Annotated in this window: 20 protein-coding genes; 11 read left to right on the forward strand and 9 right to left on the reverse strand. The window is 55.7% G+C overall.

Annotated elements, in window-relative coordinates; genetic code table 11:
• The first annotated feature begins 314 nt into the window (after window positions 1–314).
• On the forward strand, window positions 315–1,319 hold the full coding sequence (locus tag Q3Y58_RS02585) for a crotonase/enoyl-CoA hydratase family protein (RefSeq protein WP_319620875.1): 1,005 nt from the start codon (window positions 315–317) through the stop codon (window positions 1,317–1,319).
• 9 nt (window positions 1,320–1,328) lie between these two features.
• On the opposite strand, the gene Q3Y58_RS02590 is transcribed toward Q3Y58_RS02585, so the two are convergent.
• Both Q3Y58_RS02590 and Q3Y58_RS02595 read right to left on the reverse strand, forming a co-directional pair.
• Window positions 1,329–3,932 carry a hybrid sensor histidine kinase/response regulator gene (locus Q3Y58_RS02590; protein ID WP_319620876.1) on the reverse strand — a complete coding sequence of 868 codons (2,604 nt, stop codon included), beginning with the start codon at window positions 3,930–3,932 and terminating at the stop codon, window positions 1,329–1,331.
• A 23-nt stretch (window positions 3,933–3,955) separates the two neighbouring features.
• Window positions 3,956–6,106: a GGDEF/EAL domain-containing response regulator gene (locus Q3Y58_RS02595; RefSeq protein WP_274220247.1), complete on the reverse strand. Its 2,151-nt coding sequence runs from the start codon at window positions 6,104–6,106 to the stop codon at window positions 3,956–3,958.
• Window positions 6,107–6,552: 446 nt separating this feature from the next.
• Between Q3Y58_RS02595 and Q3Y58_RS02600 the strand changes: the two genes are divergently transcribed.
• On the forward strand, window positions 6,553–7,605 hold the full coding sequence (locus Q3Y58_RS02600; protein WP_319620877.1) for a glycosyltransferase family 4 protein: 1,053 nt from the start codon (window positions 6,553–6,555) through the stop codon (window positions 7,603–7,605).
• Here Q3Y58_RS02600 and Q3Y58_RS02605 read toward each other — a convergent pair.
• From Q3Y58_RS02605 to Q3Y58_RS02635, 7 genes are all read right to left on the reverse strand, one after another.
• Window positions 7,586–8,530, reverse strand: coding sequence for a glycosyltransferase family 2 protein (locus Q3Y58_RS02605; RefSeq protein WP_319620878.1), 945 nt, complete (start codon window positions 8,528–8,530; stop codon window positions 7,586–7,588). The genes Q3Y58_RS02600 and Q3Y58_RS02605 overlap by 20 nt on opposite strands.
• Window positions 8,415–9,317 carry a glycosyltransferase family 2 protein gene (locus Q3Y58_RS02610; RefSeq protein ID WP_319620879.1) on the reverse strand — a complete coding sequence of 301 codons (903 nt, stop codon included), beginning with the start codon at window positions 9,315–9,317 and terminating at the stop codon, window positions 8,415–8,417. The genes Q3Y58_RS02605 and Q3Y58_RS02610 overlap by 116 nt, the downstream gene beginning before the upstream one ends.
• A 156-nt stretch (window positions 9,318–9,473) precedes the next feature.
• On the reverse strand, window positions 9,474–10,610 hold the full coding sequence (locus tag Q3Y58_RS02615) for an ABC transporter ATP-binding protein (RefSeq protein ID WP_319620880.1): 1,137 nt from the start codon (window positions 10,608–10,610) through the stop codon (window positions 9,474–9,476).
• 18 nt (window positions 10,611–10,628) lie between these two features.
• Window positions 10,629–12,293, reverse strand: coding sequence for an alpha-glucosidase family protein (locus tag Q3Y58_RS02620; protein ID WP_319620881.1), 1,665 nt, complete (start codon window positions 12,291–12,293; stop codon window positions 10,629–10,631).
• Between the two features lie 4 nt (window positions 12,294–12,297).
• Window positions 12,298–13,137: a carbohydrate ABC transporter permease gene (locus Q3Y58_RS02625; protein ID WP_274220253.1), complete on the reverse strand. Its 840-nt coding sequence runs from the start codon at window positions 13,135–13,137 to the stop codon at window positions 12,298–12,300.
• Window positions 13,137–14,099 (reverse strand): carbohydrate ABC transporter permease, encoded by a 963-nt coding sequence (locus Q3Y58_RS02630; protein WP_274220254.1) that lies wholly within the window; start codon window positions 14,097–14,099, stop codon window positions 13,137–13,139. The genes Q3Y58_RS02625 and Q3Y58_RS02630 overlap by 1 nt, the downstream gene beginning before the upstream one ends.
• Window positions 14,100–14,213: 114 nt before the next feature.
• On the reverse strand, window positions 14,214–15,479 hold the full coding sequence (locus Q3Y58_RS02635; protein WP_319620886.1) for an ABC transporter substrate-binding protein: 1,266 nt from the start codon (window positions 15,477–15,479) through the stop codon (window positions 14,214–14,216).
• A gap of 497 nt (window positions 15,480–15,976) precedes the next feature.
• Here Q3Y58_RS02635 and Q3Y58_RS02640 point away from each other — a divergent pair, with 497 nt between their 5' ends.
• The 9 genes from Q3Y58_RS02640 (at window position 15,977) to Q3Y58_RS02680 (ending at window position 25,848) form a co-directional block, all read left to right on the forward strand.
• On the forward strand, window positions 15,977–16,996 hold the full coding sequence (locus Q3Y58_RS02640) for a LacI family DNA-binding transcriptional regulator (protein ID WP_319620888.1): 1,020 nt from the start codon (window positions 15,977–15,979) through the stop codon (window positions 16,994–16,996).
• A gap of 279 nt (window positions 16,997–17,275) precedes the next feature.
• On the forward strand, window positions 17,276–18,442 hold the full coding sequence (locus Q3Y58_RS02645; RefSeq protein ID WP_319620889.1) for an acetyl-CoA acetyltransferase: 1,167 nt from the start codon (window positions 17,276–17,278) through the stop codon (window positions 18,440–18,442).
• Window positions 18,443–18,740: 298 nt separating this feature from the next.
• A complete protein-coding gene (gene cysG, locus Q3Y58_RS02650; protein ID WP_319620890.1) occupies window positions 18,741–20,204 on the forward strand; it encodes a siroheme synthase CysG in 1,464 nt (487 codons plus the stop codon).
• An 11-nt stretch (window positions 20,205–20,215) separates the two neighbouring features.
• Complete coding sequence (locus Q3Y58_RS02655; protein WP_319620892.1) at window positions 20,216–20,521, forward strand: DUF2849 domain-containing protein; 306 nt, start codon at window positions 20,216–20,218, stop codon at window positions 20,519–20,521.
• A gap of 12 nt (window positions 20,522–20,533) precedes the next feature.
• Window positions 20,534–22,192: a nitrite/sulfite reductase gene (locus Q3Y58_RS02660; RefSeq protein WP_319620893.1), complete on the forward strand. Its 1,659-nt coding sequence runs from the start codon at window positions 20,534–20,536 to the stop codon at window positions 22,190–22,192.
• On the forward strand, window positions 22,179–22,937 hold the full coding sequence (locus tag Q3Y58_RS02665) for a phosphoadenylyl-sulfate reductase (RefSeq protein WP_319620894.1): 759 nt from the start codon (window positions 22,179–22,181) through the stop codon (window positions 22,935–22,937). The genes Q3Y58_RS02660 and Q3Y58_RS02665 overlap by 14 nt, the downstream gene beginning before the upstream one ends.
• A 7-nt stretch (window positions 22,938–22,944) precedes the next feature.
• Window positions 22,945–23,460, forward strand: coding sequence for a DUF934 domain-containing protein (locus tag Q3Y58_RS02670; protein WP_274220262.1), 516 nt, complete (start codon window positions 22,945–22,947; stop codon window positions 23,458–23,460).
• A gap of 140 nt (window positions 23,461–23,600) precedes the next feature.
• Window positions 23,601–25,076: an aldehyde dehydrogenase family protein gene (locus Q3Y58_RS02675; RefSeq protein WP_319620895.1), complete on the forward strand. Its 1,476-nt coding sequence runs from the start codon at window positions 23,601–23,603 to the stop codon at window positions 25,074–25,076.
• Between the two features lie 19 nt (window positions 25,077–25,095).
• On the forward strand, window positions 25,096–25,848 hold the full coding sequence (locus Q3Y58_RS02680) for an SDR family oxidoreductase (RefSeq protein ID WP_319620897.1): 753 nt from the start codon (window positions 25,096–25,098) through the stop codon (window positions 25,846–25,848).
• Window positions 25,849–25,851: the final 3 nt, after the last annotated feature.

Here is a 25,851-nt window from a genome sequence, read left to right on the forward strand (position 1 = left end):
ATGCATATTGCAAAAAATCTAGTCAGAAAAGTGTCCTATAATGAGAAAATTAGACCTTTGGTCAAATTCAACTCAAAAGTAAAGCTATATTTTTTGATGTTATGGTTAATGGATATTAATAGTATCACTCGACATGGTGAACAAATTCTTTATACTTACTGGAAAATTGGATGAGTTATTTAATAGTGTGCTGCATCCAGATACATGAGCAACAGCGAAGGTGTTGAGCGGGGACCGTGACATGCGGATGTGTTCAGCAACATTTCGGGCATCAGAAGTTTAGTGGTGTTTGACGCGAAACAGTGAGGGCGTTGATGTCTGATAAAGTTGAATGGAAAACAACAGAAACCGGTGTGAACTTTGCCAGTGCGTCTGGCCTGACCGCGCCGGGAAAAACGGAAACGGAGTTTTCCCGTAAGGAGAACGCTTCGGTGGCCGAAGTTTCACTCTCCAAGAAGTTCGCGTCGGTCCATCTCGAAAGCTTGGACCTTGAGTATGACGAGGATACCAAGGCGCTATGGGTGTTTATGAAGGGACGCGGTCGCCCTTGTTTTTCACCGGAGTTGCTCGGTGATCTCGCAGGCGCTCAAGTGGTCATCAAGCGATTGTATGAGACCTACAAGCGCGCAATGCCAGAGCCAATTCGCTACAACGTAATCGCATCCCGGAACCCTCACATTTACAACCTGGGTGGCGATCTCGGTCTTTTCATTGATCTCATCAAGAGGGGAGATCGCTCTGCCCTTGAAAAGTATGCCGTTGACTGCATCGATGTGGTCTATGGCAATGCTGTATCGCTTGATCTGCCGTACATCACGATTGGTCTTGTACAGGGTGATGCACTTGGTGGCGGGTTTGAAACGGCTCTGTCCTGCGATGTTATCATCGCAGAGCGACAGGCAAAGTTCGGCCTTCCGGAAGTACTGTTCAACCTGTTCCCGGGAATGGGGGCCTACAGCTTTTTGTGCCGAAAGGTTGATGGCCATCGCGCGGAAGAGATGATGTTGAGCGGCCGTCTTTACAGCGCCGAAGAGCTTCAGGAGCTGGGTCTGGTCGACCTCGTGGTAGACGAGGGGCAGGGCGTCGCCGCCACGCAGGATTACATCCAGAAAAACGGGCGCAAATACAATGCCCACTCCGCGATCTATCGCAGTGGTCGCGCCGTTCAGCCGATTACCTACAAAGAGCTGCGCCAAGTGGTCGACATCTGGGTTGAAGCCGCCATGCAGCTGTCGCCCTCAGACCTTCGCAAGATGGAGCGTCTCACCAAGGCGCAAAATCGTTTCGAAAGCGGTGGCCGTGGGACTCTGGCGCTTTAAAGCGCCAGTTTAGCTGCCGAGCCGGATGGCTTCCAGATCTTCCGGCTGGGCAACACTAACAACGTAAGCGCTCAGCCCGTCTCTTGCCTGGTCCAGCGCCTTGGTCAGTTTTGACAGGTTGCCCGCGCCGTTTTCCAGCAGGTCTTGAGCACGCGCGGTTTCCCAGCTCTGGCACAGGCGTGAAACCTCAAGCGCGCCAATGTTGGCAGAGGCCGAGTTCATGGCGTGGGCCTTGTCACGTATCTCGGTAACATCGCCCGCCTCCACGGCCTTGCAAATCTCGCTGTAGAGAACGCGTGCATCCTCCAGATAGTCACTGATAAGGCCGACAACGAACTCTTCGCCGCCCAGATTGGCGAGGTTGTCGAGGCAGGCGTAGTCTATCGTGGCGCCTTTAAGAGCCATTTTCTTGCCCAAGGGAGCCACGTTGACTGACTGCGCATCTTGGCGTTCCGGACCGGATGGCGCAACGGTTCTGCGACCAAACTCCGTTACTGTCCTATCGATCATCTTGAGAAGGACATCCGGTTCGATAGGCTTGGTTGCGCAGGCGTTTGCTCCCGCTTCTATGGCGTTCCGTGCCGCCGCTGGTGTTGCGTCGGCTGTAAGGGCGATGATTGGAATGTGGTCCTCACCATGCTCCGTCAAGCGGTGCAGTTTGATGGCTTCAATCCCATTCACCACGGGCATGTTCAAATCCATGATCGCCAGATCATAAAGACCTTCTTCCAGCGCATCCAACGCTTGCTCACCATCGCTGACGATGTGGCATTTGTGACCGCCGCGTTCCAAGATCTTTTCGATCACACGCTGATTGGTCTTGTTGTCTTCAGCAATCAACAAAGACAACGCCTTGTGCTGTTGGTGGACCCGGTCTTCAAGCTTTGTTGGCGCTGCTTGTGAAGGCAACCGGGCACCTGCAATCTGCATCACCCTGAAGAGTTCATCATCCAGCTTGTCGTAGTGCAGGATTGTCCGGCAGCGGCTGTAGACGCTTTCGGGAGCTTCAAGCTCGCTGTCAGTTGTCTTGAGCAGCACCATGTGAGTGTCAATCAACCGATCCGGGGACTGGATCGCGTGCCCCAGAACTTCAATCGGGCCGTAGATGCAGCGTTCGTCGACGATCAGAATAGCTTCGCGCACGCCGAGTGTCGTAAGTTCGCCCAGCATCGCCACGGCATTGCTTGGCGTGTCAACGGTGCGCACTTTCAAGCCAAGGCTTTCGAGGCGCTTGCCCATTACATCTAAGGTCTGCGGATCCTCGGAGACAACGAAGGTAACTGCCTCGGCAAAGTTGAGGCGTTCACTGCGGGTGTAAACAGCGCGTTGAACCGGCACTTCTAACCGGAAAGTGCTGCCCGAGCCGACCTCACTATGCACCGAAACCGAGCCGCCCATACCTTCGATAACTTGCTTGACGATGGTCAGCCCCAGCCCCGTACCGCCAAATCGATCTACAATGGTTTCATCGGCTTGGGTAAAGCGCTCAAAGATCCGGTCTTGTGCTTCTTTGGAAATGCCAATGCCGGTGTCCGCTACCTCCAACACCAGCTTTGCGCTGCCGTCTTGGGCGGTCCTTTGGAATGCCCGCACCGCGATGTACCCGGAATGGGTGAATTTCACAGCATTGCCGGTCAGGTTGATCAGGACTTCCTGCAGATGACGGCTGTCGCCAATCAGTTCCGGTTCTACTTCCGGGCTGATGAACTGACAGAAGCGTAGTCGCTTTGATCGAGCCTGACTGCCAACAATCTGCGCCGTGTCACTAAACAGGGTATCAACGCTGAACAGGTTGGTCTTGATGTCCAGCGCCCCTGCTTCAATGCGGGAGAAGTCGAGAATGCCATTAATAAGCGATAGAAGGGAGCGGGCAGAGCTTTTGATGGTGGTCGTCATGTCCCGCTGCTCACCATCCAGCTTTGTATCTTTCAGCATGTCGCCCATGCCGATGATGGCGTTGAGCGGCGTGCGCAATTCATGGCTCACAGCGGTAAGGAACTGTGTCTTTGCCTGACTGGCCGCTTCCGCCGCACGTTTCGCCTCTGACAGGTCGCGGATCAGCTTGGCCGAATAAATCGGAACAATGATGAGGCACGCCAGCAATCCCCAGCCGAGCTGCGCCTGCTCGCGCCAATAGGGCGTGGTCAGCACAAGAGAGAACCCGATGACGGAGATCACACAGGAGATTACAAGGTATTTGATTCCAAACCGGAAACCATTGCCAAAGATCACCCATAGATAGATGGGGAACGTGATCGCCACGAACTGGCCGCCCGCATACATTGCGAAAGTCAGCATGCCCAAATCCATGAGCATGGCAAACAAACGGCGCATGAAGTTTGGCTTCTTTGCCCGCACTACGAAGAAGAACAGCACTGCGGTACCGAAGGCAAATGCAGCGAGGATCTTAGTGATCAGCGCATGGCCATCTATGAGGTAGCGAGCATCGGAAAGCGCATAGGGAAGCAACACCATCGCTATGATCACGCGGTTGAGGCTCATCTCCGTCTCGCCGCCGGTCATAGTGTTGGAGCGCTTGAAGGCAGCGCCAAGGTTCCGTAACCCTTCGCCCATAGCAGCAACTACGGTGTCCAGGGTTTTGTTCAGTCGCATGGGCGAACGTCCGTCTGTGGTTGTCAGGTGCTTGCTACAAGCCAGCGGTGTTTTGTCTGGACCAGATCACGGAACTCATCAGCTGGCATCGGTCTGCCATAGTAATAGCCCTGGCCATACCGACATCCCGCCTCGCGCAGATATGCGGCCTGCTCTGGCGTCTCGATGCCTTCGGCAACCACGTCCAGTTCCAAACTCTTGCCCAGTCCGATAATCGCGTTTGCAATCGCCGCATCGTTCGGATCCGTTTCCAGATTCTGAATGAAACAGCGATCAATTTTCAAACCGTTAATGGAGAACCGGCTAAGGTATGAAAGTGATGAATACCCAGTGCCGAAGTCGTCAATAAACACGCGGGTGCCCAGATCCTGTATCTGCTTCAGGTCCTTTGCGACTGCCTCCGAGCCGTGCATCACGATGTGTTCGGTAATCTCGATTTCCAACCCATCAGCTTTCAGCCCGGTGTCGTTCAGTGCATCGGTGACCAGTTGCGGCACGTCGCCTTTTCGAAACTGGGTCGGAGACAAGTTCACTGCAACGCGCAGGTCGTCGTACCCCATTTCATGCCAGCGCTGGGCTTCTTGGCACGCAGCGGTGATCACCCATTCGCTGATCGGGATGATCAGCCCGGTTTCTTCGGCAAGAGGCAAAAAGACAAGCGGTGAAACCACGCCATGTCCTGGACGATTCCAGCGCAACAGCGCTTCCGCCCCCACAATGCTGTTATCGTTCAGCCGAACCTGAGGCTGGTAGTAGAGTTCGAACTGGTTGCCAAGGATAGCTTGGCGGAGCTCGCCCTCCAGCGCCATACTCTCGCGTGCATCATGGTCCATTGTGGTTGAGAACAGGCGATAAACGTTGCCGCCTTCGGCTTTGGCTTGATACATCGCCATGTCAGCGTGGCGCAAAAGTTCTTCGCTTCCAACACCATCTTCCGGGTAGCGAGTAATGCCGATACTGGCTCCGGTTCGAAGCTCTTGCCCGTCGATGTAGAAGGGTTCTTCCAGCGTTTCAACAATGCGGCGCGCCAGTGCCAGAGTGTCATCCGAGCCGCGAATGTCAGTCTGCAGGATCGCAAACTCATCCCCGCCAAGGCGGGCGACGAGATCCGTTTGTTTAACACAACTTTGGAGGCGTTCACCCACCATCTCGAGCAACCGGTCGCCAGATCGGTGCCCCAGCGCATCGTTGATTGGCTTAAAGCGGTCCAGATCCAGAAAATGAAGCGCAAACGTCTTGCCGTTCTTGCGGCAGGCATTGATCTGCTCTTCAATTCTCAGGGTCAGCAATGTCCGATTTGGCAGGTCTGTAAGGCTGTCGTGGTGTGCAATATGCAGCAAATGCGCTTCTGCGCGTTTGCGATCTGTGATCTCCGTCGATGTGGTGACAACGTGCGTGGTGTTGCCATAGGGGTCCAAGAGCGGGCTTTTGGTCACCAGAAAGTAACGGATGTGGCCCTGAGGATCTGTAATCTCAACCTCATATGGGGGCAGGGCACGCCCGGTAGAAAAAATCTTGGCGTCGAGTCGCTTGTTGCGCTCATGGGCTGTTTCTTGCAGTTCATTGTAAAAGTCCAAGCCGACCCACTCGTGGGACGGCTTGTTCATGAACGCGCCCCAAGCGGCATTGGCAAAAGCGCAGCGGCCGGAGGTATCTACGGCGGTGACCATGGACGGCAAACTGTCAATAACCTGCCCCAGCCGCTCGATTGAGCTACGCAGCTCTTCCTCATGCTGACGCTCGACGTTGATCAGCTCGCGCTCCAGCGTGGAAGCACGAGATTTCGCAGCGATCTGCTCTTTTCGCAGTGCCAGCAGGTTGCGTGCGCGGCTCAGAAACTCGTTGTGGTCAACCGGGCTCTGCAGAAAATCCGTGGCACCCGCTTCAAGTGCCTTGATGCGAAAGGTGCGGTCAGAAAACGCCGTGATAACCATGATTGGGACATCCTGACAGTCCTCAATCGCTCTGATGTGAGTGGTCAGGTCTGCCCCGTCCATCTCCGGCATGCTGTAATCTGTGACAACCAGATCCGGGACCTGCTGCTCCATAAACCCAAGTGCTTCGGATGGCGATGCAAAGCAATGGGTTTTTACATCTCCCGCGACCGCTAATGCCAGCCGGTTCAAGATGTTACGGTTAATAGCACGGTCATCGATGATAACGATGATCGACATACACCTCACCAAATTTTTTTGTTGGGAAGACGCTACGGCAGCATTTTAATCTGCTTCTAACTGCGCCCTCCTTGGAAACTCAAGTACGGCTTTTGAAGCTAGATGAAAACTCTTAATGAATATAAAAGTGATATATAAAAGTTTATCTAGTGCTATCCAGAGTATGTCTCCGGCGTTCATCCATAATACTCAACGCTACCCATAAAGTATTATACCTCTGAAATTACTTTATTGATTTGTATGGATTTATATCCCGAGATAAAGTGGATATAAATTATTGAAATAATTAAGTAAAATAATTATCTGGCAAGTAATTGCTATATGTTCATGCTGCACATTTAGAGGGCCTTGCGGGGCTTTCACTTGAAACAAAAAATGCAGGCAAAAGTGCCCTTTACGTAATTGGGAGGTTGCTGTTGAGAGTTGCGGTGGTGCTGCCACGTCATATGAACTTTAGTTCAACGGGTGCCACCTCGATTGATTTGTGCGCCCATGATCTGGGGGTCTTCAGTCGCTTCAGACAATCCACCTGCTTTTTCGGCTGCGAGGTAACCAGTCCTTTCTCGGGGGTTGAGTTCCGTGCTGTTGGGGCTGGTCACCAGGTTGATCGTTTTCATTTGAACACAGCGCTGCGCGAGTTTCGGCCGAACATCATCGTCGTTCATCAGCATTTGAGAACTGCAGCAAAGACTGCGCGGGACCTGCGAGATACCAAACTACTACTTTTCCGTCATGGCCGAACACGTGAAGACAGCTCACTGCGACGCTTCTTGAACCAGCGGGACTATAATGTTCTGGCTGGCACCGTTTGGGTGAGCCAAACTGCGCGCGCTCACTTTCTGAAACAATATCCGCAATGCAAGGCTTCAAGCTGGGTCATCCATAATGGCATCGACTGTGATCTCTGGAGGCCGGCCAGAAAACAGCGCCGTGTGCTGTTTGTCGGGCGGGCGCGACAAGACAAGGGCGTGTTCGACGCTCTACGCGCTTTTGAAAGGGCGAACCTCCAAGACTGGGAAATGGAGTTCGTACTGGCCGTAACCAACTACGAGGAGCGGCAAACCTTCAATCGTTTGAAGGAACTTGCTGCTGAAATGGAAGCGGCTACACCAACCTTCCACGTAAACCTGAGTGCAGAGCAAGTCCGCGCCAAAACAGCTTCAGCAACCATTTCACTTGTGCCCTCGATTGTGCAGGAGGGTTTTGGCCGTACCGCCATTGAAGCGCTGGCCTGCGGAAACGCGTTGGTTGCCACGCGTTCTGGCGGATTGGTCGAGGCGGCTGGGGACGCGGCGCTGTTCGTCCTCCCTCAAGCACCGGAGGATTTGGCTCGGGCCTTGAATGAGCTGGTGGCTGATCCGGATCGTATGAGAAAGCTTGGTGAGGATGGCCGACAGCATGTCATGCAAAATTTTGATATTCGCGCTGTGGCGCAAAAGTTTGATGGCCTTTTAGAGCAAGTGGTGGCCGGGGAGACTGCTACAGAGCCAGCGCTTTGAGCGTCTCTTGAAAGTTTCGGTGTGACAAGGCAGATCGCACAAGAGATTGTTTGGCAAGCCCTATTTCCGCACCTGCTTTCTTGCAGCGCGCAAGCATGTGGCGGGCAACACGCGGAGACAGCGGCGTTTCCGGTCGGCTTAGTGTCGCCATCACTTCCGAGGCCAGAAACAGACCCAGCTCCTTTGGAAGTTCACTGAATTCGGCAAGCCCGGCGCGCTTTCGCAAGGCGTTCAGAAGCACCGCATCTGCGATTTGGCGGTACTGCCTGTTGGGATCTTGTGTCACTTGACCAGAATGGATGCGGTAAGCGGTCAACATCTCTGGCAACGAAGCCAGTTCGCCAATCTCACAGAGGCGCAAGTAAAGGTCATAGTCTTCAGCGCCATCATAAAGGCTGCGATAACCGCCAACCCTCATCACAGCCTCGCGGCGGAACATGATTGAGGGATGATAGAGGCAGTTCTTCTCCCATAGCCGGTGCGCAATGGCCTCGGGTGTTGTGGGCGAAGTCATGCCGCCGAGCGGTGCGCCAGCTTCGTCGATGCGGCTCACATCACTCCCGCACAACACCCAGTTTGGATTGTCTTCCAAAGCGGCAAGTTGCTTGCCAAGCCGTGTGGGGTCGGCCAAGTCATCCGCATCAAGACGCGCTACAAAAGGGCTGCTGATTTGCTGCAAACCTTGGTTCAATGCAGCAGAAATGCCCTTGGCTGGCCCGTCAATCATCTGTAGGCGGCGCATCTTGCGTTGAAACGCGGTTACAACTTGCGCTGTCCGGTCGCTCGATCCGTCATTGACAACAAGAACCTCAAATCTTCGAAACGTCTGCGTTTTCAAGCTTTCTAGCGTTTGCGCCAGGGTGGCTTCGGCGTTTCGGGCCGGAATGAGGACGGTTACCGGATGAGCGGAGTTGGATGTTGTCATGGTGGGCTCCCGTTTCAGCCAGAAGCTCGGCTTCATAAGCTTTTGCAATGCGCAGAAAGCGGGAGAACGCATAGGTCATCGAGCTGACAATGCCCCACCATCCGTAGCGCCAATACCCGCGAAGGAAATAGGCTTTGAAAAACGCCATCGGCATCTCGGTCAAAAGGCGGAGTTTTTGGAGGCGTCTACCGCTGCTGCGCAGATCCTTGACCTGCGCATTGGAGTACCGGTTCATTTTCTCAACCTGAAACGCGATTGAGCGGATGCTTCGGTGCTCAACACAGTGCTTCAAAAGGCCCAGAGAAACGCCCTCTGGTGGACGCACCGTGTCATGCACAGATGATGCTGAGAACCGGCCTGCCTCCACACGGTAAAGGCGGATCTGTCGATGGCTGTAGGCATGCGCTGCGGGGCTCTGCTCGTGGGCCCAAACGTCCTTGATGTCGACGCGCCAAAAGTCAAAGCGCGCAATGTTTCCGCTCGCGAATAGGCCTTTGATCTCATCGCGAAGAGCAGGCGAAATGGCCTCGTCTGCATCAAGGTTCAAGATCCAGCTGTTGCGGCACTTGTCTTCGCCAAAGCGCTTCTGCAGGCCATAACCCGGCCACGGGTTGTAAATGACCTGTGCGCCATGTTGCTCTGCCACCGTCACGGTTTCATCATCTGACCCGCTGTCGATGACGATAACCTCATCAACCCAGTCAGCAACGCTCTGAATGCAAGTGCCGATGCGATCAGCTTCATTGCAGGCGATGATGAACACGGAAACTGGCAGCTTGTTCGACATCCCCCCTCCACGTCACAGGTTCCTCTCTGTTCAGTGGTAGCGGGTTTCGGGAAGCGGGCCTATTTCCGGATTGTTGCCCCCGAATTTCAAGTGTCAGCTGATGCTCAAGACAAAGGGCCCCGTGTGGGGCCCCTCAACGTTCTGCTTTTTGTGCCTTCAAGCCAGTTCGGATGTCACCATTGTCGCGGTAGTGTTGCCCATGTCCGCATGGTGACCTCGCATGAGTGCTTTGCCATCTTTCCGGAAGACATGACACAAGGTGCCGGGCACATTAAGCCTCACGCTTTGACCGTTCTTGATCTGGGTATCGCCTTTGCCCTGAACGGTGACAAGATTGCGATTGGCATCGCGCACGTAGAGGAAATGGCTCTCCCCAAGGGACTCGATTACCTCCACGTTGCCTGCCAGAACGCCCTCGCTGCTAACGGTGATGTGTTCTGGACGAATGCCAATTTGAACCTGATCTCCCACGCTGACGCCATCGGTATGGACGCTGGCCAGAACAGATGTCCCGCCGGGAAGAGCCACCTCAAGTCCCTGATCTTGAATGCTGACCACTCGAGAGTCGATGAAATTCATTTTCGGCGAGCCGATAAAGCCGCCCACAAACGCGTTCTGCGGTCGGTGATAGAGCTCCAGCGGCGTCCCAACCTGTTCAACCCGGCCAGCATTCAGCACCACGATCCGGTCCGCGAGGGTCATCGCCTCGGTCTGGTCGTGGGTCACGTAGACCATGGTGGCGTTCATCTCGCGGTGCAGCTTGGCAATCTCGATACGCATCTGCACGCGGAGCGCGGCATCAAGATTGGACAGGGGTTCATCAAACAAGAACACCTTCGGGTTGCGCACAATCGCCCGGCCGATGGCAACGCGCTGGCGCTGGCCGCCAGAAAGCTGTTTCGGCTTGCGTTCAAGCAGGGGCGTCAGTTCCAGAATTTCAGCGGTGTCGCGAACCTTCTTTTCAATTTCAGCGCGGGAAACTTTTGAAAGCTCAAGTCCAAAAGCCATGTTCTCAAACACGCTCATATGCGGGTAAAGCGCATAGGACTGGAACACCATGGCAATCTTGCGCTCTTTGGGAGAACGCTGATTGACCAGCTGCTCGTCGATGAAAAGTTCACCGTCGCTGATGTCTTCGAGACCGGCAATCAGCCGCAAGAGAGTGGATTTGCCGCAACCCGAAGGTCCAACGAACACAATGAACTCGCCTTGCTTGATATCCAGATCCACGCCGTGAATGACGCGGGTGGGACCGAAGTCCTTATAGACCCCTTTAAGGGTTACATCTGCCATCGTCGGTTCCTCCCCCAATCAGGCGTCGAGTTTCAGGAAGCCAGCTTGCCATGCTGGAAGGGTAATGACTTTGCCGTCCATGGCAAACTCAAAACCATGCCCCTCGAGCGCTTCCGTCACGCCTTGCCCGGTCAGGCTTACTGTTTTTTCCTGGTCGCTCAGGTTGAACACACAAAGCACGCTGTCCTCGCCAAGTGTCCGGGTAAAACCAAGCACATCTGACTCCAATTGCAGGAACTTCATGTCGCCTTTGATCAAGGCAGGGTGCTGGCGGCGCCATTTCAAGAAAGTACGTGCCCTGTGCAAAGCAGAGGCAGGGTCGTTCTCCTGAACGCTCACGGCGTTCGCCAAGTGGCGCGCATCAACTGGCAACCAGGGCTTGCCAGTGGAGAAGCCACCATTGGGAGCGGTTGTCTCCCACGCCATCGGCGTGCGGCACCCATCGCGGCCCTTGAAATTCGGCCAGAACTCAATGCCATAAGGGTCCTGCAGGTCTTCAAAGGCCACGTTTGCCTCCTCAAAGCCCAGCTCCTCGCCTTGATAGAGGCAAGGGCTGCCACGAAGGGAGGCCACCACGGCCAGCAAAACCGAGCTTGCTTCACGCTTTTCGAAACCAGCACCTAGACGGGAGACCACGCGGATCACGTCGTGGTTGGACATGGCCCAACTCGCCCATCCATCGTTGATGGTCGCTTCCAGGTTGCTCACCTTTTCGCGAATGTGTGCAGCGGTCTGGTCTCCTGCAAGAAGGTCAAAGCTGTAGGCCATGTGCAGGCGGTCATGTCCGGCTGTGTAGTCGGCGATGATCTGGTGAGGGTCTTCATCCGCGCCAATCTCACCCACCATTGTCGTGTCTTTATATTCGTCCATCACCGCACGCAGTTTCGTCAAGAACGCTATGTTCTCTGGGCGGGTCTTGTCATAGACGTGAACCTGATAGCCATAAGGGTTGGTTTTGGGCGTAGAAACAGACTCTTCTTCCGGCTTGCGCCCCGGATTGCTGCGCAGTTCCTTGTCGTGGAAGTAGAAGTTTGCAGTATCTAGGCGGAAGCCATCCACGCCAATGTCCAGCCAGAAGCGGGCGGCATTCAGCACGGCCTCCTGAACTTCTTCATTGTGGAAGTTCAGGTCTGGCTGGGAACGCAGGAAATTGTGCAGGTAGTATTGGTTGCGGCGCGTATCCCACTGCCAGGAAGAACCGCCAAACACGGAGAGCCAGTTGTTGGGGGGATTGCCGTCGTCTTTCGCATCGGCCCACACGTACCAGTCTGCTTTCGGGTTGGTGCGGTCCTGCCGGCTCTCCTTGAACCATGCATGCTGGTCAGATGTGTGCGAAATCACCAGGTCGATCAGCACACGCAGCCCCTGTGCGTGCGCCTTTTCAACCAGTTCCTTGAAGTCGTCCAATGTACCAAACATTGGGTCGACGTCCTCGTAATCGGAAACGTCATAACCAAAGTCATCCATGGGCGACTTCATGAAAGGCGAGATCCAGATTGCATCTGCACCAAGCTCAGCGATGTACGGAAGCTTTGTGGTTATGCCCGGAAGGTCGCCAATGCCGTCACCATTGCTGTCGAGGTAGGAGCGTGGGTAGATCTGGTAGATCACGGCACCACGCCACCAGTCAGGATCAGCTGCGAGGACTGCGGGATTTTTGTTGCTAGAGGTTGAAGCAGTCATTTTTTTACCCTTTGACAGCACCAGCGGTCAGGCCGGCGACGATTTTTCTTTGGAACACGAGAACAAGCACAACGATCGGCACAGTCACGATCACGGAGGCAGCCATGATGTTGCCCCAAGGCAGTTCAAACTCACTGGCCCCAGACATTAGCGCGATGGCCACTGGCACCGTGCGAACTTCATTGGAGAGCGTAAAGGTCAGCGCGAACAGGAACTCATTCCATGCCGCGATAAAAGCGAGAAGCCCTGTGGTTACCAATGCAGGCCACATCAGGGGCAGGAACACCCGCCGCACGATGACCCATGATGACGCGCCATCGACAAGAGCGGCTTCTTCCAGCTCCTTGGGCAGCTCACGCATGAACGTGGTCAGCACCCACACGGTGAAGGGCAACGTCAGCACCGTGTTCGGAATGATCAGGCCGAGCAGGGAGTTATAAACGCCAAGCGCGCGGATCAATTCGAACATCCCAGAGAGAATGGCAACTTGCGGGAACATGGAGACCGACAGGATTGTCATCAGCAACAGGCCGCGCCCACGGAAAGAGATGCGGGCCAGCGCGTAGGAGGCGGTTACTGCGATAAACAGCGACAGGCACACTACGGCTGTGGCAACAAGAACGGAGTTCAAGATATTGGTGCCGAACGGTCCTTCCGTGAACACGGAAACGTAGTTACCCAATGTACCAATCTCGGGAAGGATGGAAGAGCTGAACAGCGCCGTTCCTTCTCGGAAAGACGACAGTATCGCGTAGTAGAACGGAAAGACCGAGAGGATCACGACACAGGCGATCAGGGCATACAGAACAGTCTGCTGGATGATGCGTTTGGTGCGCTGGTTCATCACCGTGGATCCTCCGAGAGTTTCACGTTGCCAGCCATGAGCGTAAGCGTGGTCATGACGGCGACGATCAGGAACAAGAGGGTTGCGGCAGCCGACCCGTATCCAACTTCCTGGAAATCGACCAGCTGTTGCCGGGCATAAACCGACATGGACATGGTGTCTGAGGAGTTGGATGTCAGCACGTAGATCAGATCGAAGATGCGAAGCGCATCAAGGGCACGGAACACGATGGCCACCATCAGGGCTGGCTTGATCAGCGGCAGTGTGACCTTGAAGAAAACACGCACCGGATGGACGCCATCCACCCGCGCCGCCTCGTAGATGTCGCCCGGCAGCATCTGCAGGCCAGCAAGGATCAACAGCGCCATGAAAGGTGTCGTCTTCCAGACGTCCACCATGATCACCGCCCACATTGCCGTATCCGGGTCAGCGGTCCAGGCGATGGGCTGAGAGATCAAGCCAATGGTCAGGAGAATTTCATTGAGCACGCCAAACTGGTCGTGCAGCATCCAGCCCCACATTTGCGCGGAAACAACCGTTGGGATTGCCCATGGGATCAGCACGGCAGCGCGCACAAATCCACGGCCTTTGAACTCAGCATTCAGCACCAGTGCGATGAACAGGCCGAATATGGTTTCAAGACTTACGGACACCACGGTGAACCAAAGCGTGTTCCAGACGGCGTTCCACCAATCTGGGTCAACGAGCACGCCATAGGCCTCGCCATCAAACGTCACATAGTAGTTTTCAAGGCCGATAAAGGTCGTTTGGGAAAGGTCGGTTAGGTTGGCGTCGGTAAAGCCGAGCCAGATCGTACGCAACAGCGGCCAGCCAGCAACCACAGCCAGTACGATCAGCATGGGAGATAGAAACAGCCAGGCCGAGCGGATGCGGGCGGACGTAAGATCGGATTTTTGCATCCTCTTATTGCCAGCGCCATTTGCGGACAGAGCAAGTGTCATCTGTCAAACCCTCAAGAGAGAATTGGGTGCTCTGATGCCGGTCACTTGCAGCACCGGAGGCGGATCCCGCCGCAACACGTTGGTTGCGGCGGGTGCTCAGTCATTGAGATGAGCCTACCAGCTTCTGCGCTTGATGCGCTTCAGGTCGCGCTCAAGGTCTTCGAGGGAGGTCGCAGCGTCTTTCTTGCCACTCAGCACTTCATGAACGGCGTTGTAGAAGGCGTTGGAAACCTTGTTGTAGTTGGCACCGGTGGCGCGGGATGGGCGGGCCACTGCATTGGTAAAGGTATCCTGCAGCTGACCGATAAATGGTGTTGCCGCCAGAATTTCCTCATCCGTGTAAAGAGAAGAGATTGTTGGGTTGTAGGACCCTTCAATTGCGCGACGCTTTTGCTCTTCCTTGCGGGTCAGCCACATGACGAGGTCAGCCGCTGCATCCGGGCTTTCGGTATACTTGGAAACAGCCAGCTGCCAGCCACCCAATGCGCCGGTTTGCTTTCCTTCTTCACCGCCCTTAGGCAGAGCCATCACGCCGACCTTGCCCTTGATTGGGGAGTCGTCGCTTTGGGACAGTGCCCAGGCATAAGGCCAGTTGCGCATGAAGACAGCGTTGCCAGACTGGAACACGCCGCGGGAATCCTCTTCCTGATAGTTCAACACACCTTCAGGCGCGATGGTTCCAACCCAGCTCGCCGCCATTGTCAGTGCTTCTGCGGCCTGGGGGTTGTTGATGGTGATGTCCCCTTCGGCAGATACGATAGAGCCACCGTTGAAGCTGTCGACCCATTCGATTGCGTCACAGGTCAGGCCTTCATATGCCTTGGCCTGAAAAACGAAGCCCCACATTTTCTCGTTGCCAGCTTCGCGCTCGGCATCCTGGATTTTTTGTGCTGTCGAGGTCAGCTCCTGCCAGGTGGCTGGCTTGTCCTCGCCATACTTTTCAAGCAAGTCTTTTCGGTAGTAAAGCAGGCCCGCGTCGGTGTAGGACGGCATGGCCACCAGCTTGCCCTTGTAGGTGTTGTTTTCGATGATCGCCGGGAAGTGATCTTTTTCCGCGCCATTCGTGTATGGCGAAAGATCGAGCAGATGGCTGCCAAGAATACCCGGCCAGATCACGTCAACCTCGAACACGTCGATGTCGCTGGAGCCTGAGCCCAGGATCTGTTGATACAGAGCCAGCTGATCGTTGGTGGAAGTTGGAACGGAAATTACATTCACGGTGTGGCCGGTTTTTTCTTCCCACTCAGCAACAGCTTCCTTGCAGAGCTGCTGGCCTTTGCCAACCGTGCCGCACGCGATGTTGAGTTCGGCAGCAGAAACAGAGCCTGCGGCCGCAAAAGTAAGAACAGCACCTGCGAGAAGTGTTTGACGTAATGTCATTGGGACGTCCTCCATTTCGTCCTTGGCGCAGAGCAATCGGAAAATCCCCCATCCGAACTCTGCTGTACCCATCTCCCCGAAATTTGAGGAGAGCGAAAAGCGCTGATTTAATCTGGTCATATCCAAAGCGCTTTGGGTGCTTAGCGTGGCTCAGAGATTTCACAGTGTCAACCGTCAAAAAATGAAAAAATATCACTGATTGGCATGTTGCATGGCAGAAATGCAGAGTTTTCGCGCTCTACCTGTCTTTGGTAGGCTCTACTACCTATGGCGTGATCAGGTAGGGGTGAGGCGTATTGGCTCGCCTTGTGCATCAGGTTCAAGGTTGCATATCCAAAGCGCTTTGGTAAACTCGTTTGCCTTGATATGCCCATTCGGCTATTCAGCAAATAACCTTTGCCGGGTCATGATGCGGTTCGTTGGACCCAACCATTTGAAAGAAATGAAAAAGTGCAGCTTGGGATCTCGAATTCATCGCAGCATTTCTGGAGGGAAAGATGAATCTTAAAGCGCTCTCCGAGCATTTGGGCCTTTCCCAAACAACGGTAAGCAGAGCCTTGAATGGTTATTCGGACGTAGCCCAGGAAACCCGTGAGCGCGTTGCAAGAGCAGCGCAGGAGCTGGGTTATCGTCCCAATGCCAATGCAAAGCGTCTGGCGACCGGTCGTTCTTCCATCATCGGTGTCTCGTTTCCAACCGGGCGCAATATGCTGGTTGACCCACACTTTATCGACTTTCTCGCGGGGCTGTCTCATCAGGCGTCTGAGCTGGACCATGACATTCTCATTTCTGCGATCAAGAACGACCCTCGCGAGGCCTACGAGCGTATGGCAAACAAAGGCACTGTCGACGCCATGGTGCTGCTGGGACTCCATTTCAACAATGAGATTATGGAGTTGATGCATAGCCTGAAGCTGCCCTTCATTGTGCATGGCCGCATCCCCTCAGACGCCAGTTATGCCTACATGGATATTGATAATTATGGTGCGCTGTATCAGGCCACCAAGCTCATGCTGCAGCTGGGGCACAAGCGCATTGCAAATCTAGGTGGGCCTGCAAACCATTCATTCTCCAGAGACCGCGCAAGAGGCTGGAGTGATGCACTTGGTGAGGCGGGCATAAAGCCTTGCGTGGAATACTTGCGCCACGGCTACATGACAGACGAGAACGGTTATCTGTTTGCAAAGCAGGTTCTTGCCTTGGAGGAGCCGCCCACCGCGCTCATTTGTTCTAGTGTCATCATGGCCGCTGGCGCCTATCGCGCTTGCGCAGAGTTGGGCTTGAAGGTTGGTGAGAACGTGTCGATCATGGCTCATGACGACGATCTTCCGATGTATTTCCCGGAGAAAATGGATCCGCCGCTCACTGTAACACGCTCGCCCATTCGTGCCGCGGGGGTTGAGATTGCCAAAATGGCCGTAGACCTGATCAACGGTGCCCCCATCGAGAGCTGTCAGAAGGTTTGGCCAGTGGATCTTATTTTCCGAAGCTCAACAGCCCCGCCCAAGAGCGCCTGAGAACTATTTGATCTTGAGTGCAAAGATATTTCACAGGCAGGCGATTAGGAAAACAATCTCCCGGCACTCCCAGCTTCGCGTCTTGGTTAAGAACAGGCTTTTCTCCCAAAGCGCCGTTACAGTCTCTCTGCATTGAATGGGAGGGACGTTCGGCACCGCACACCTGAGCAGTTTTAAACCTACGTATTATTGCGCCTGCGAGGAAGGGGTGAAACCATCCCGCCATACCGCAGCGGTCCGTGGGAGTTCAGGGGTGCTGCCGACAATTTCAGGGAGAACATGATGGCCGCTATCATTGGCTGGTCCCACTCGCCGTTTGGCAAGTTGGCTGACGAAACCGTCGAAACGCTCATTACCAAGGTTGCAACCGAGGCAATTGCAGATGCGGGTCTGCAGCCAGAGGACATCGATGAGATTGTTCTCGGTCACTTCAATGCCGGTTTTTCCGCGCAGGATTTTACAGCAAGTCTGGTTCTGCAGGCCAGCGACAAGCTGCGCTTCAAGCCAACCACCCGAGTTGAGAACGCCTGTGCCACCGGTTCTGCTGCCGTGCATCAAGGTGTGAGAGCCATTGCTGCCAAACAGGCGAAGTTCGTTCTCGTGGTTGGGGTGGAGCAGATGACCACCACACCAGGGCCTGAAATCGGTAAAAATCTTCTCAAAGCCTCCTATTTGCCAGAGGATGGCGATACGCCAGCGGGCTTTGCAGGCGTCTTTGGCAAGATTGCTGGAATGTATTTCCAAAAGTACGGCGATCAAAGCGAGGCGCTCGCCCATATTGCAGCTAAGAACCACAAGAACGGCGTTGAGAACCCCTATGCGCAGATGCGCAAGGATTTGGGCGTGGAGTTCTGCCTCAACGAATCTGAGAAGAACCCATTCGTGGCTGGTCCTTTGAAACGTACTGATTGTTCCCTTGTGTCTGATGGTGCAGCGGCCCTCGTCCTCACCGACACCACGACAGCGCTTTCCGCTAAAAAAGCTGTCGCCTTCCGCGGTATGGCTCATGTTCAGGACTTTCTGCCCATGTCCAAGCGCGACATCCTGAAGTTTGAAGGATGCGCAGAGGGCTGGCGCAAGGCGCTTGGTTCCGCTGGCCTTTCCTTGGAAGACCTTGACTTCGTTGAGACCCACGATTGTTTCACAATCGCCGAGCTTATTGAGTATGAGGCCATGGGATTGGTGCCAGAAGGACAAGGCGCAACGGCCATACTTGAAGGTTGGACCCAGAAGGACGGCAAGCTTCCAGTCAACCCGTCAGGTGGGTTGAAGGCCAAAGGTCACCCAATTGGCGCAACGGGCGTGTCCATGCATGCACTCACTGCCATGCAGCTCACCGGTACTGCGGGCGGCATCCAGGTGGAAGGTGCGGAGATCGGCGGCATCTTCAACATGGGCGGTGCAGCAGTTGCAAACTACGTCTCAATTATGCAGCGTTTGAAATAACCTTCTCTTTTGGGCCTGCATGGTAGGCGCAAACCACTGCAATTCCGGCACTCAAAAGAATGAGAGCACCAAACGGGCCCGCAATCGCGCTGGGCCCGTTTTCCTTTATGTCCGATTGAGGGCAGTGCGTTTTCCTCAAAGCCAGCTTGTTGGATTCATTTCGCCGTGCTGTGCCATGCGGCGCAATGAAAATCCTTTTCTAACATCGTTCGCGCCTTTGAAACGACATGCCCCGCCAAAAATCGCGGAAACCCGTAGTCTCCCAGCAAATGGAAATCATGCACCCTAGGAGAGCGGGATGCGGGCTGACACAAACAAAACAGTTGCCAATGAGCGCAAGCTTGCGGTCTTCCCAACCTTTCAAAAGGTGGCGGGCCGGACCGTCGTTATCGTCGGTTCAGGGGGCGAAGCGGCACCAAAGGTAAGACTGCTGGCCCAAACTCAGGCCAACATCCTCATCATTGCCGAGGAGGAGCCAGAGGAAGAACTCTTGGCTGCCGCAAGCGGTGCTGGTGCAGAAGTACGCCGGGAACGGTTCCATCCAGATCATGTAAAGGGCGCTGCGCTCGTCTTTGGGGCCTCTGGTGACGAGGACAAGGACCGTGCCGTGGTTGAAGCCGGTCGTGCTGCGGGCATTCTTTCCAACGCTGTTGACAGGCCGGAGCTTTGCGACTTTTACGTTGGCGCTCTGGTGAACCGGGCGCCCGTAGCTGTCGCGATTACCTCAACCGGCGTTGGCCCGGTCTATGCCCGCCATATCCGCGCGGCCATCGAAGCCATGCTGCCCATGGAAGCGGGCCGTCTTGCAAAGCTGGCCGAGAACCTTCGTGACGTGGTCTCCACGGTCATCAAGTCTGGGCGTTTGCGCCGTCGCTTCTGGGCGCAGTTCTTCTCTGGCAGCATCGCAGCAAACGTCTTTAAGGGCGATGAGCAAAAAGCACGACTGCAGATCCAGCGTCTCCTGAGCGATGTTCAGGACGAAGCTGGCTATGTATGGCTCGTGGGCGCAGGCCCGGGTGCTGAAGACCTTCTCACCTTGCGCGCCCAGCGGGTGCTTCAGGAAGCGGATGTGATTTTCTACGACGCTTTGGTGCCAGAAGCCGTGGTGTCCATGGGCCGCAGAGATGCAGAGCGCATCAGCGTTGGCAAGCGCAAGGGGCAGCACTCGGTTTCTCAAAAAGAGATCAATGCACATCTTGTGGAAGCTGCCAGGCAGGGCAAGCGCGTTGTGCGTCTCAAGGCTGGCGATCCGCTCATCTTCGGCCGGGCAGGGGAAGAAATGGAAGCGCTCCGCGAAGCCCAGATCGACTTTGAGGTGGTGCCCGGTGTCACCGCCGCGTTCGCAGCCGCTGCTTCCACCCAATTGCCGCTCACGCTTCGTGGTGTTGCGTCTTCTCTGGTCTTTGCGACTGGGCACGATCAGGACGGCAAGACCTTGCCGGGGTGGGCGCAGTTGGCTCTGTCCGGCAGCACCACGGCCGTTTACATGGGCCGAACTGTTGCGGGCAAGATTGCAGCCCGCCTTCTGGCTGCTGGCCTGAAATCAAGCACACCGGTCATGGCCGTGGAAAATGCCGCCCATCCGGACGAGCGCGTTTTTGCAGGCACCCTTCGCGAGATGACCGACCTCGCAGCACGGGATGATATCGCAGGCCCTGTTCTCATCGTGATTGGCGATGTGGTGGCCCATGCTAATTTGTCTTCCGCACTGCCGCTTGGTCAGACCGAAAATCAGGAATTGCTGGCCTCTGAGGCCGCTTGAGGAGACCCCCTATGAAAATCATAACCGCAAATCGCCTTTTAGACGGTGAAGTGGTCTGGCTTGGTCCGCAGGACACATGGGTGGAAACGGTGGGCGAGGCCCGCGTTTTTGAGGACACCGAAGAGCTGAAAGCCGTACTCGGTTCCAAAGTGGTTTCTGAAGAACGTCAGGAAGTCGTGGGCGTTTATGAGATCGAAGTGGAGCCAAAGGACGGCAGCATTGTCCCAACCAAACTAAGAGAAGCCATTCGCGCGTTAGGCCCCACAACGCACCCTGCATTTGGCAAACAGGCAAGGGCAGGCGGCCAAGCCGCGTAAGGAGCACCAAGAATGTACCGTTACGACGAGTTTGATCAGGAATTTGTGAATGAGCGTGTGGCCCAGTTCAAGGATCAGGTGCGCCGCCGTCTTTCCGGCGACCTGACCGAGGAACAGTTCAAGCCGCTGCGTCTCATGAACGGCCTCTATCTGCAGCTCCACGCTTACATGCTCAGGGTGGCCATTCCCTATGGCACTTTGAACTCAAAGCAGATGCGCAAGCTGGCCCATGTGGCGCGCACTTACGACCGTGGCTATGGGCACTTCACGACGCGTCAAAACATCCAGTTCAACTGGCCCACTTTGTCTGACACGCCGAAAATCCTGGAGGAACTTGCGGAGGTGCAAATGCACGCCATCCAGACCTCCGGTAACTGCATCAGAAACGTGACCTCTGACCAATTCGCAGGTGCGGCGGATGATGAGTTCGCTGACCCGCGCGTTTATGCAGAAATCCTGCGCCAGTGGTCTTCATTGCACCCGGAGTTCCTGTTCCTGCCGCGCAAGTTCAAGATCGCGATCACCGGTGCACCACAGGACCGCGCCGCCGTTCAGGTGCACGACATTGGCCTTCAGCTGACACAAAATGAGCAGGGCGAAGTCGGCTTCGTTGTGTTTGTGGGTGGCGGTCTTGGGCGCACGCCGATGGTAGGCCGCAAGGTGCGTGACTTTGTGCCGGAGAAGGACCTTCTGTCTTACTGCGAGGCAATCCTGCGCGTTTACAACCGCTATGGTCGGCGCGACAACAAGTACAAGGCGCGCATCAAGATCCTGATGCATGAAACCGGTCTGGACGATTTGAAGCAGGAAATCGAAACCGAGTTCGAAGCCGTAAAGCACACTTTCCTTGATCTGCCGAGGGAAGAGGTCGAGCGCATCAACGCATATTTTGCCCCGCCTGAGTTTGCGGCTCTGCCTGCGGTCAGCGACGTGTTTGAGGCAGAAAAGGCGACAAACCCCGCCTTCGCGAACTTCGCCAAGCGAAATTTGAACGGGCACCGGGCGCCGGGCTATACCAGCGTGACGATTTCGCTGAAGCCAATCGGTGGCGCCCCAGGTGACGCAACCGACGAGCAGATGGAAGTGGTGGCGGATCTGGCCGAGCGCTTCGGTTCAGATGAAATCCGCGTCTCTCACGAGCAAAACCTTGTGCTGCCGCATGTAAAGCTGGACGATCTGCCAACAGTCTTCAAGATTCTGCAGGCCAACGGGTTGGGCACGGCAAACGCTGGGCTTGTTACCGATATGATTGCCTGCCCGGGCATGGATTATTGTGCGCTGGCCAATGCCCGTTCCATTCCGATCGCCCAGGAGATTTCAGAGCGGTTCGAAGACATCAAGCGCCAGCAAAACATTGGTGACTTGAAGATCAAAATCTCGGGCTGCATCAATGCCTGTGGCCACCACCACGTTGGGCACATCGGGATTTTGGGGGTGGACCGGAAGGGGGAAGAACTCTACCAGATCACACTGGGCGGCTCAGCAGATGAAAACACATCCATCGGCAAGATCATTGGTCGCGGTTTCCCCGCTGACGAGATCGCAGATGCCGTGGAGAAGGTCGTGGAAGCTTACCTTCAGCACCGGGAAAGTGCTGAAGAGCCGTTCATCGAAACCTATCGCAGACTGGGGGACGCTCCCTTCAAGGAGGCACTTTATGGCACAGCCTAATGTTGCCGAGGCTCACGGCAAGGAAGAACTGCTCGCTGTTGAGGCCGCAAGCTACGATCGTCGGTTCGGGGGTCGTGGGGCCAAGGAGATCTTGCGTATCGCGATCAACGACCTGTTCAAGGGACAGATTACGTTGGTGTCCAGCTTCGGCGCGGACTCCTCTGTGCTCTTGCACCTCGTCTCTGAGATTGATCGCGATATCCCGGTCGTATTTGTCGACACAGGCAAGCTGTTTGGCGAAACGAAGCGCTACCGCGACGAGTTGATCGAGAAGCTCGGCCTGCGCAACGTGGTTTCTGTCAAACCGGCCCCGGAAGATCTGGCGGTCTATGATCCGAAGGGCAACCTCTGGCTCAGTGACAACGATCAGTGCTGCCACATCCGCAAGGTTCTGCCGCTGAAGCGTGCGTTGAGTGACTTTGATGCCTGGATATCCGGGCGCAAGCGTCATCAGTCGGCAACCCGCACCAGCCTCCCCTTCTTTGAGGTGGATGAAGGACGCATCAAGGTCAATCCACTGGCGGATTGGACCGCGACCGAGATCCTGCAATATGCCAAGGACCACGACTTGCCACCGCATCCACTGGTTGCAGAAGGGTATCCATCCATCGGCTGCATGCCGTGCACCGATAAGGTCGCGCCGGGTGAAGATCCGCGCTCTGGCCGTTGGCGTGGCATGAACAAGATCGAGTGTGGCATCCACTTGCCATCACATGGCCAACAGGTTGATGGCAGCGGAATTTGAGGGTGACATGGCTGTAGACGTCTATAAGAACGGAACGATCCAAGAAGATCACTGGGAATATCTGCTGGACGAAGATCCTGTGCCAGAACACGGTCAGTGGATCGTGCCACTAGAGCGTTTCCTTGAAGATGCTGATGCCTTTAAGTCGGATGGCCTGCGCCTCGGCGTTGTGATCCGTGCAGGAGAGGATGTCAATCGCCTGGCGGGCCTGCTTGACAGGCTTGAGTTGGTGGCAGTTGAGTTTCCCTCTTTTGCAGATGGACGTGGCTTTTCAGCTGCACGCCTTCTGGCTGAACGCTATGAGTTCTCAGGTGAAATTCGCGCCGTCGGCCCGTTCATTCTGGACCAGATCGGTTTCATGCAGCGTTGTGGCATCAACGCCTTCGCGCTGGATAATCCGAAGCTGCGAAAGGACTTGGAGGCAGGCAACCTGAACACCGTGGACGTGTTTACACAACCTGTTGGGACCCGGCAGGAAGCCCCGGCAGGCACCCGTCCATGGATCCGCCGCATCGCGACCTAGCTAAAACACCCCCTCGAATTTAAAAGCCCTTGCCCGCAAACCGCGGCAAGGGCTTTGCTGTTCGTTGCCCTTCTTGAAAGCTTCCTCTAAGGTTAATCACATATCTTTGAGTTTTCGCGGCAATTGGGGAGGGTGCTGTGATGGCCTTCAAGACACTCGACACCAACGAGCAATTGGCAGCCTGCAAGGCACTGATCAATGGGGCAGCCTGTGATGGCTCATCCGGCGAGATGTTGGAGGTTGTCTGTCCGTCCGATGGAAAGCCCTTTGCAACCATTCCGCGTTGCACCGGGGCTGATGTGGGTCGCGCCGTAACGGCTGCCCGTCAGGCCTACGAGGCGCAGAGTTGGGCCAAGCTAACTGCCGCAGAACGCGGTCGCATTTTGCTTGGTCTGTCCAATCTGATTGCCGAAAACCAAGACAACCTTGCTGCAATTGAATCCCGCGACACCGGAAAGCCACTCACGCAAGGGCGGGCTGATGTGGCTGCCGCCATTCGCTATTTCGAGTTTTATGGCGGGGCGGCTGACAAGATCAGCGGCGAAACCTTGCCGGTGGCGGATGGGTACCTCGCCATGACACTGCGAGAGCCCCACGGTGTGGTCGGTGCCGTCATTCCATGGAACTACCCCACCCAGATTTTCTCCCGTGTGGCCGGGGCCGCCTTGGCCATGGGAAACGCTCTGGTCATCAAACCTGCTGAGCATGCGTGCCTTTCAGTGCTTAGGGTGGCTGAGTTGGCCCATGAAGCCGGGCTGCCGAAAGGCATTTTAAACGTTGTTACCGGGTTTGGAGACGAAGTCGGCGCGGCTCTTGCGCACCATCCGGGCATCGATTTCATCACCTTCACAGGCTCACCGCAGGTCGGTACCACCATTCAGGCTGCTGCCGCACGCAACCATATTGGCTGTACGCTGGAGCTGGGCGGCAAGTCACCGCAGATCCTGTTTGAAGATGCTGATCTGGATAAGGCGTTGCCAACGGTGCGCAACGCCATCATTCAGAACGGTGGGCAGACCTGCTCCGCTGGCAGCCGTGTTCTGGTGCAAGAGACCATCTACGAAGAAGTCGTAGAACGGTTGCGCAACAAGTTCCGCGCATTGGTGGCAGGGCCCCATGATCAGGATCTGGACATCGGTCCTTTGATCAACGCGGCGCAAGCCCGCCGGGTCGCAGCGTTCTGCGAGCGCGCCAAGAATGAGCGCATCCCTCTGATTGCCGAGGGGACGATTGCGCCTGATACGCCGGAGGCAGGGTTCTACACCACGCCCAAGCTGTTTGGTCCCGTGCCCATGACCAGCTCACTGGCGCAGGAAGAAATCTTTGGGCCCGTTCTGGCGGTGATCCCATTCAAGGACGAAGAAGAGGCCATTCGTATCGCCAATGACACGCCCTATGGCCTTGTGGCTGGCGTTTGGACACGAGATGGTGCTCGCGCCATCAGGGTCGCCCGCCGCGTGCGCTCTGGTCAGGTCTTCATCAATGCCTATGGCGCAGGTGGCGGGGTGGAGCTGCCGTTCGGCGGCGTCAAGAAATCGGGCCATGGCCGCGAGAAGGGTTTTGAGGCACTGCGGGAGTTTTCAGTGCTCAAAACCGTGATCATCAATCACGGCTGATTATAAAACGGGAGGAAGCATGTCAGGCAGACTGGCGGGAAAGTGCGCGGTCGTCACCGGCGCTGGATCCGGTTTTGGTGAGGGCATAGCAAAGCGATTTGCCGAAGAGGGTGCTACCGTCATCATCGCGGATTTAAACACAGAAGCCGCGCAACGTGTGGCCGGAGAGATTGGCAAGGACGCTGTTGCGGTAACCGCAGACGTCACCATGGCAACCGATGTTGAGGCCATGCTCAATGCTGCTGTCTCCGCGGCAGGCAAGCTGGACATCCTTGTAAACAACGCAGGCTATACTCATCGCAATGGATCACTTCTGGATGTGGATGAGGAGACTTTTGACCGCATCTTTGCGGTCAACGCCAAGGCCATCTATCTGGCGGCACTCAAGGCGGTGCCGCTGATGGAAAAAAATGGTGGCGGCAGCATCATCACCACTGCCTCCACTGCAGGCCTGCGCCCGCGTCCCGGCCTCACCTGGTACAACGCTTCCAAAGGATGGGCCATCACCGCCACGAAGTCCATGGCGGTAGAGCTTGCGCCAAAGAACATCCGCGTCAATGCGCTGTGTCCGGTAGCCGGTCAAACCGGCATGCTTGGCCTGTTTATGGGAGAGGACACGCCGGAGAAGCGGGAGCAGTTCAAGGCCTCGATACCGCTTGGTCGCTTGTCTACGCCGCTCGACATCGCCAATGCGGCCTTGTGGCTGGCCTCTGATGAAGCCGAGTTCATTACTGGGGTGGCGCTGGAAGTCGACGGAGGTCGCTGCGTCTAAAAC

This window comes from Nesiotobacter zosterae (genome assembly GCF_033843645.1).
GTDB lineage: Bacteria > Pseudomonadota > Alphaproteobacteria > Rhizobiales > Stappiaceae > Pseudovibrio > Pseudovibrio zosterae.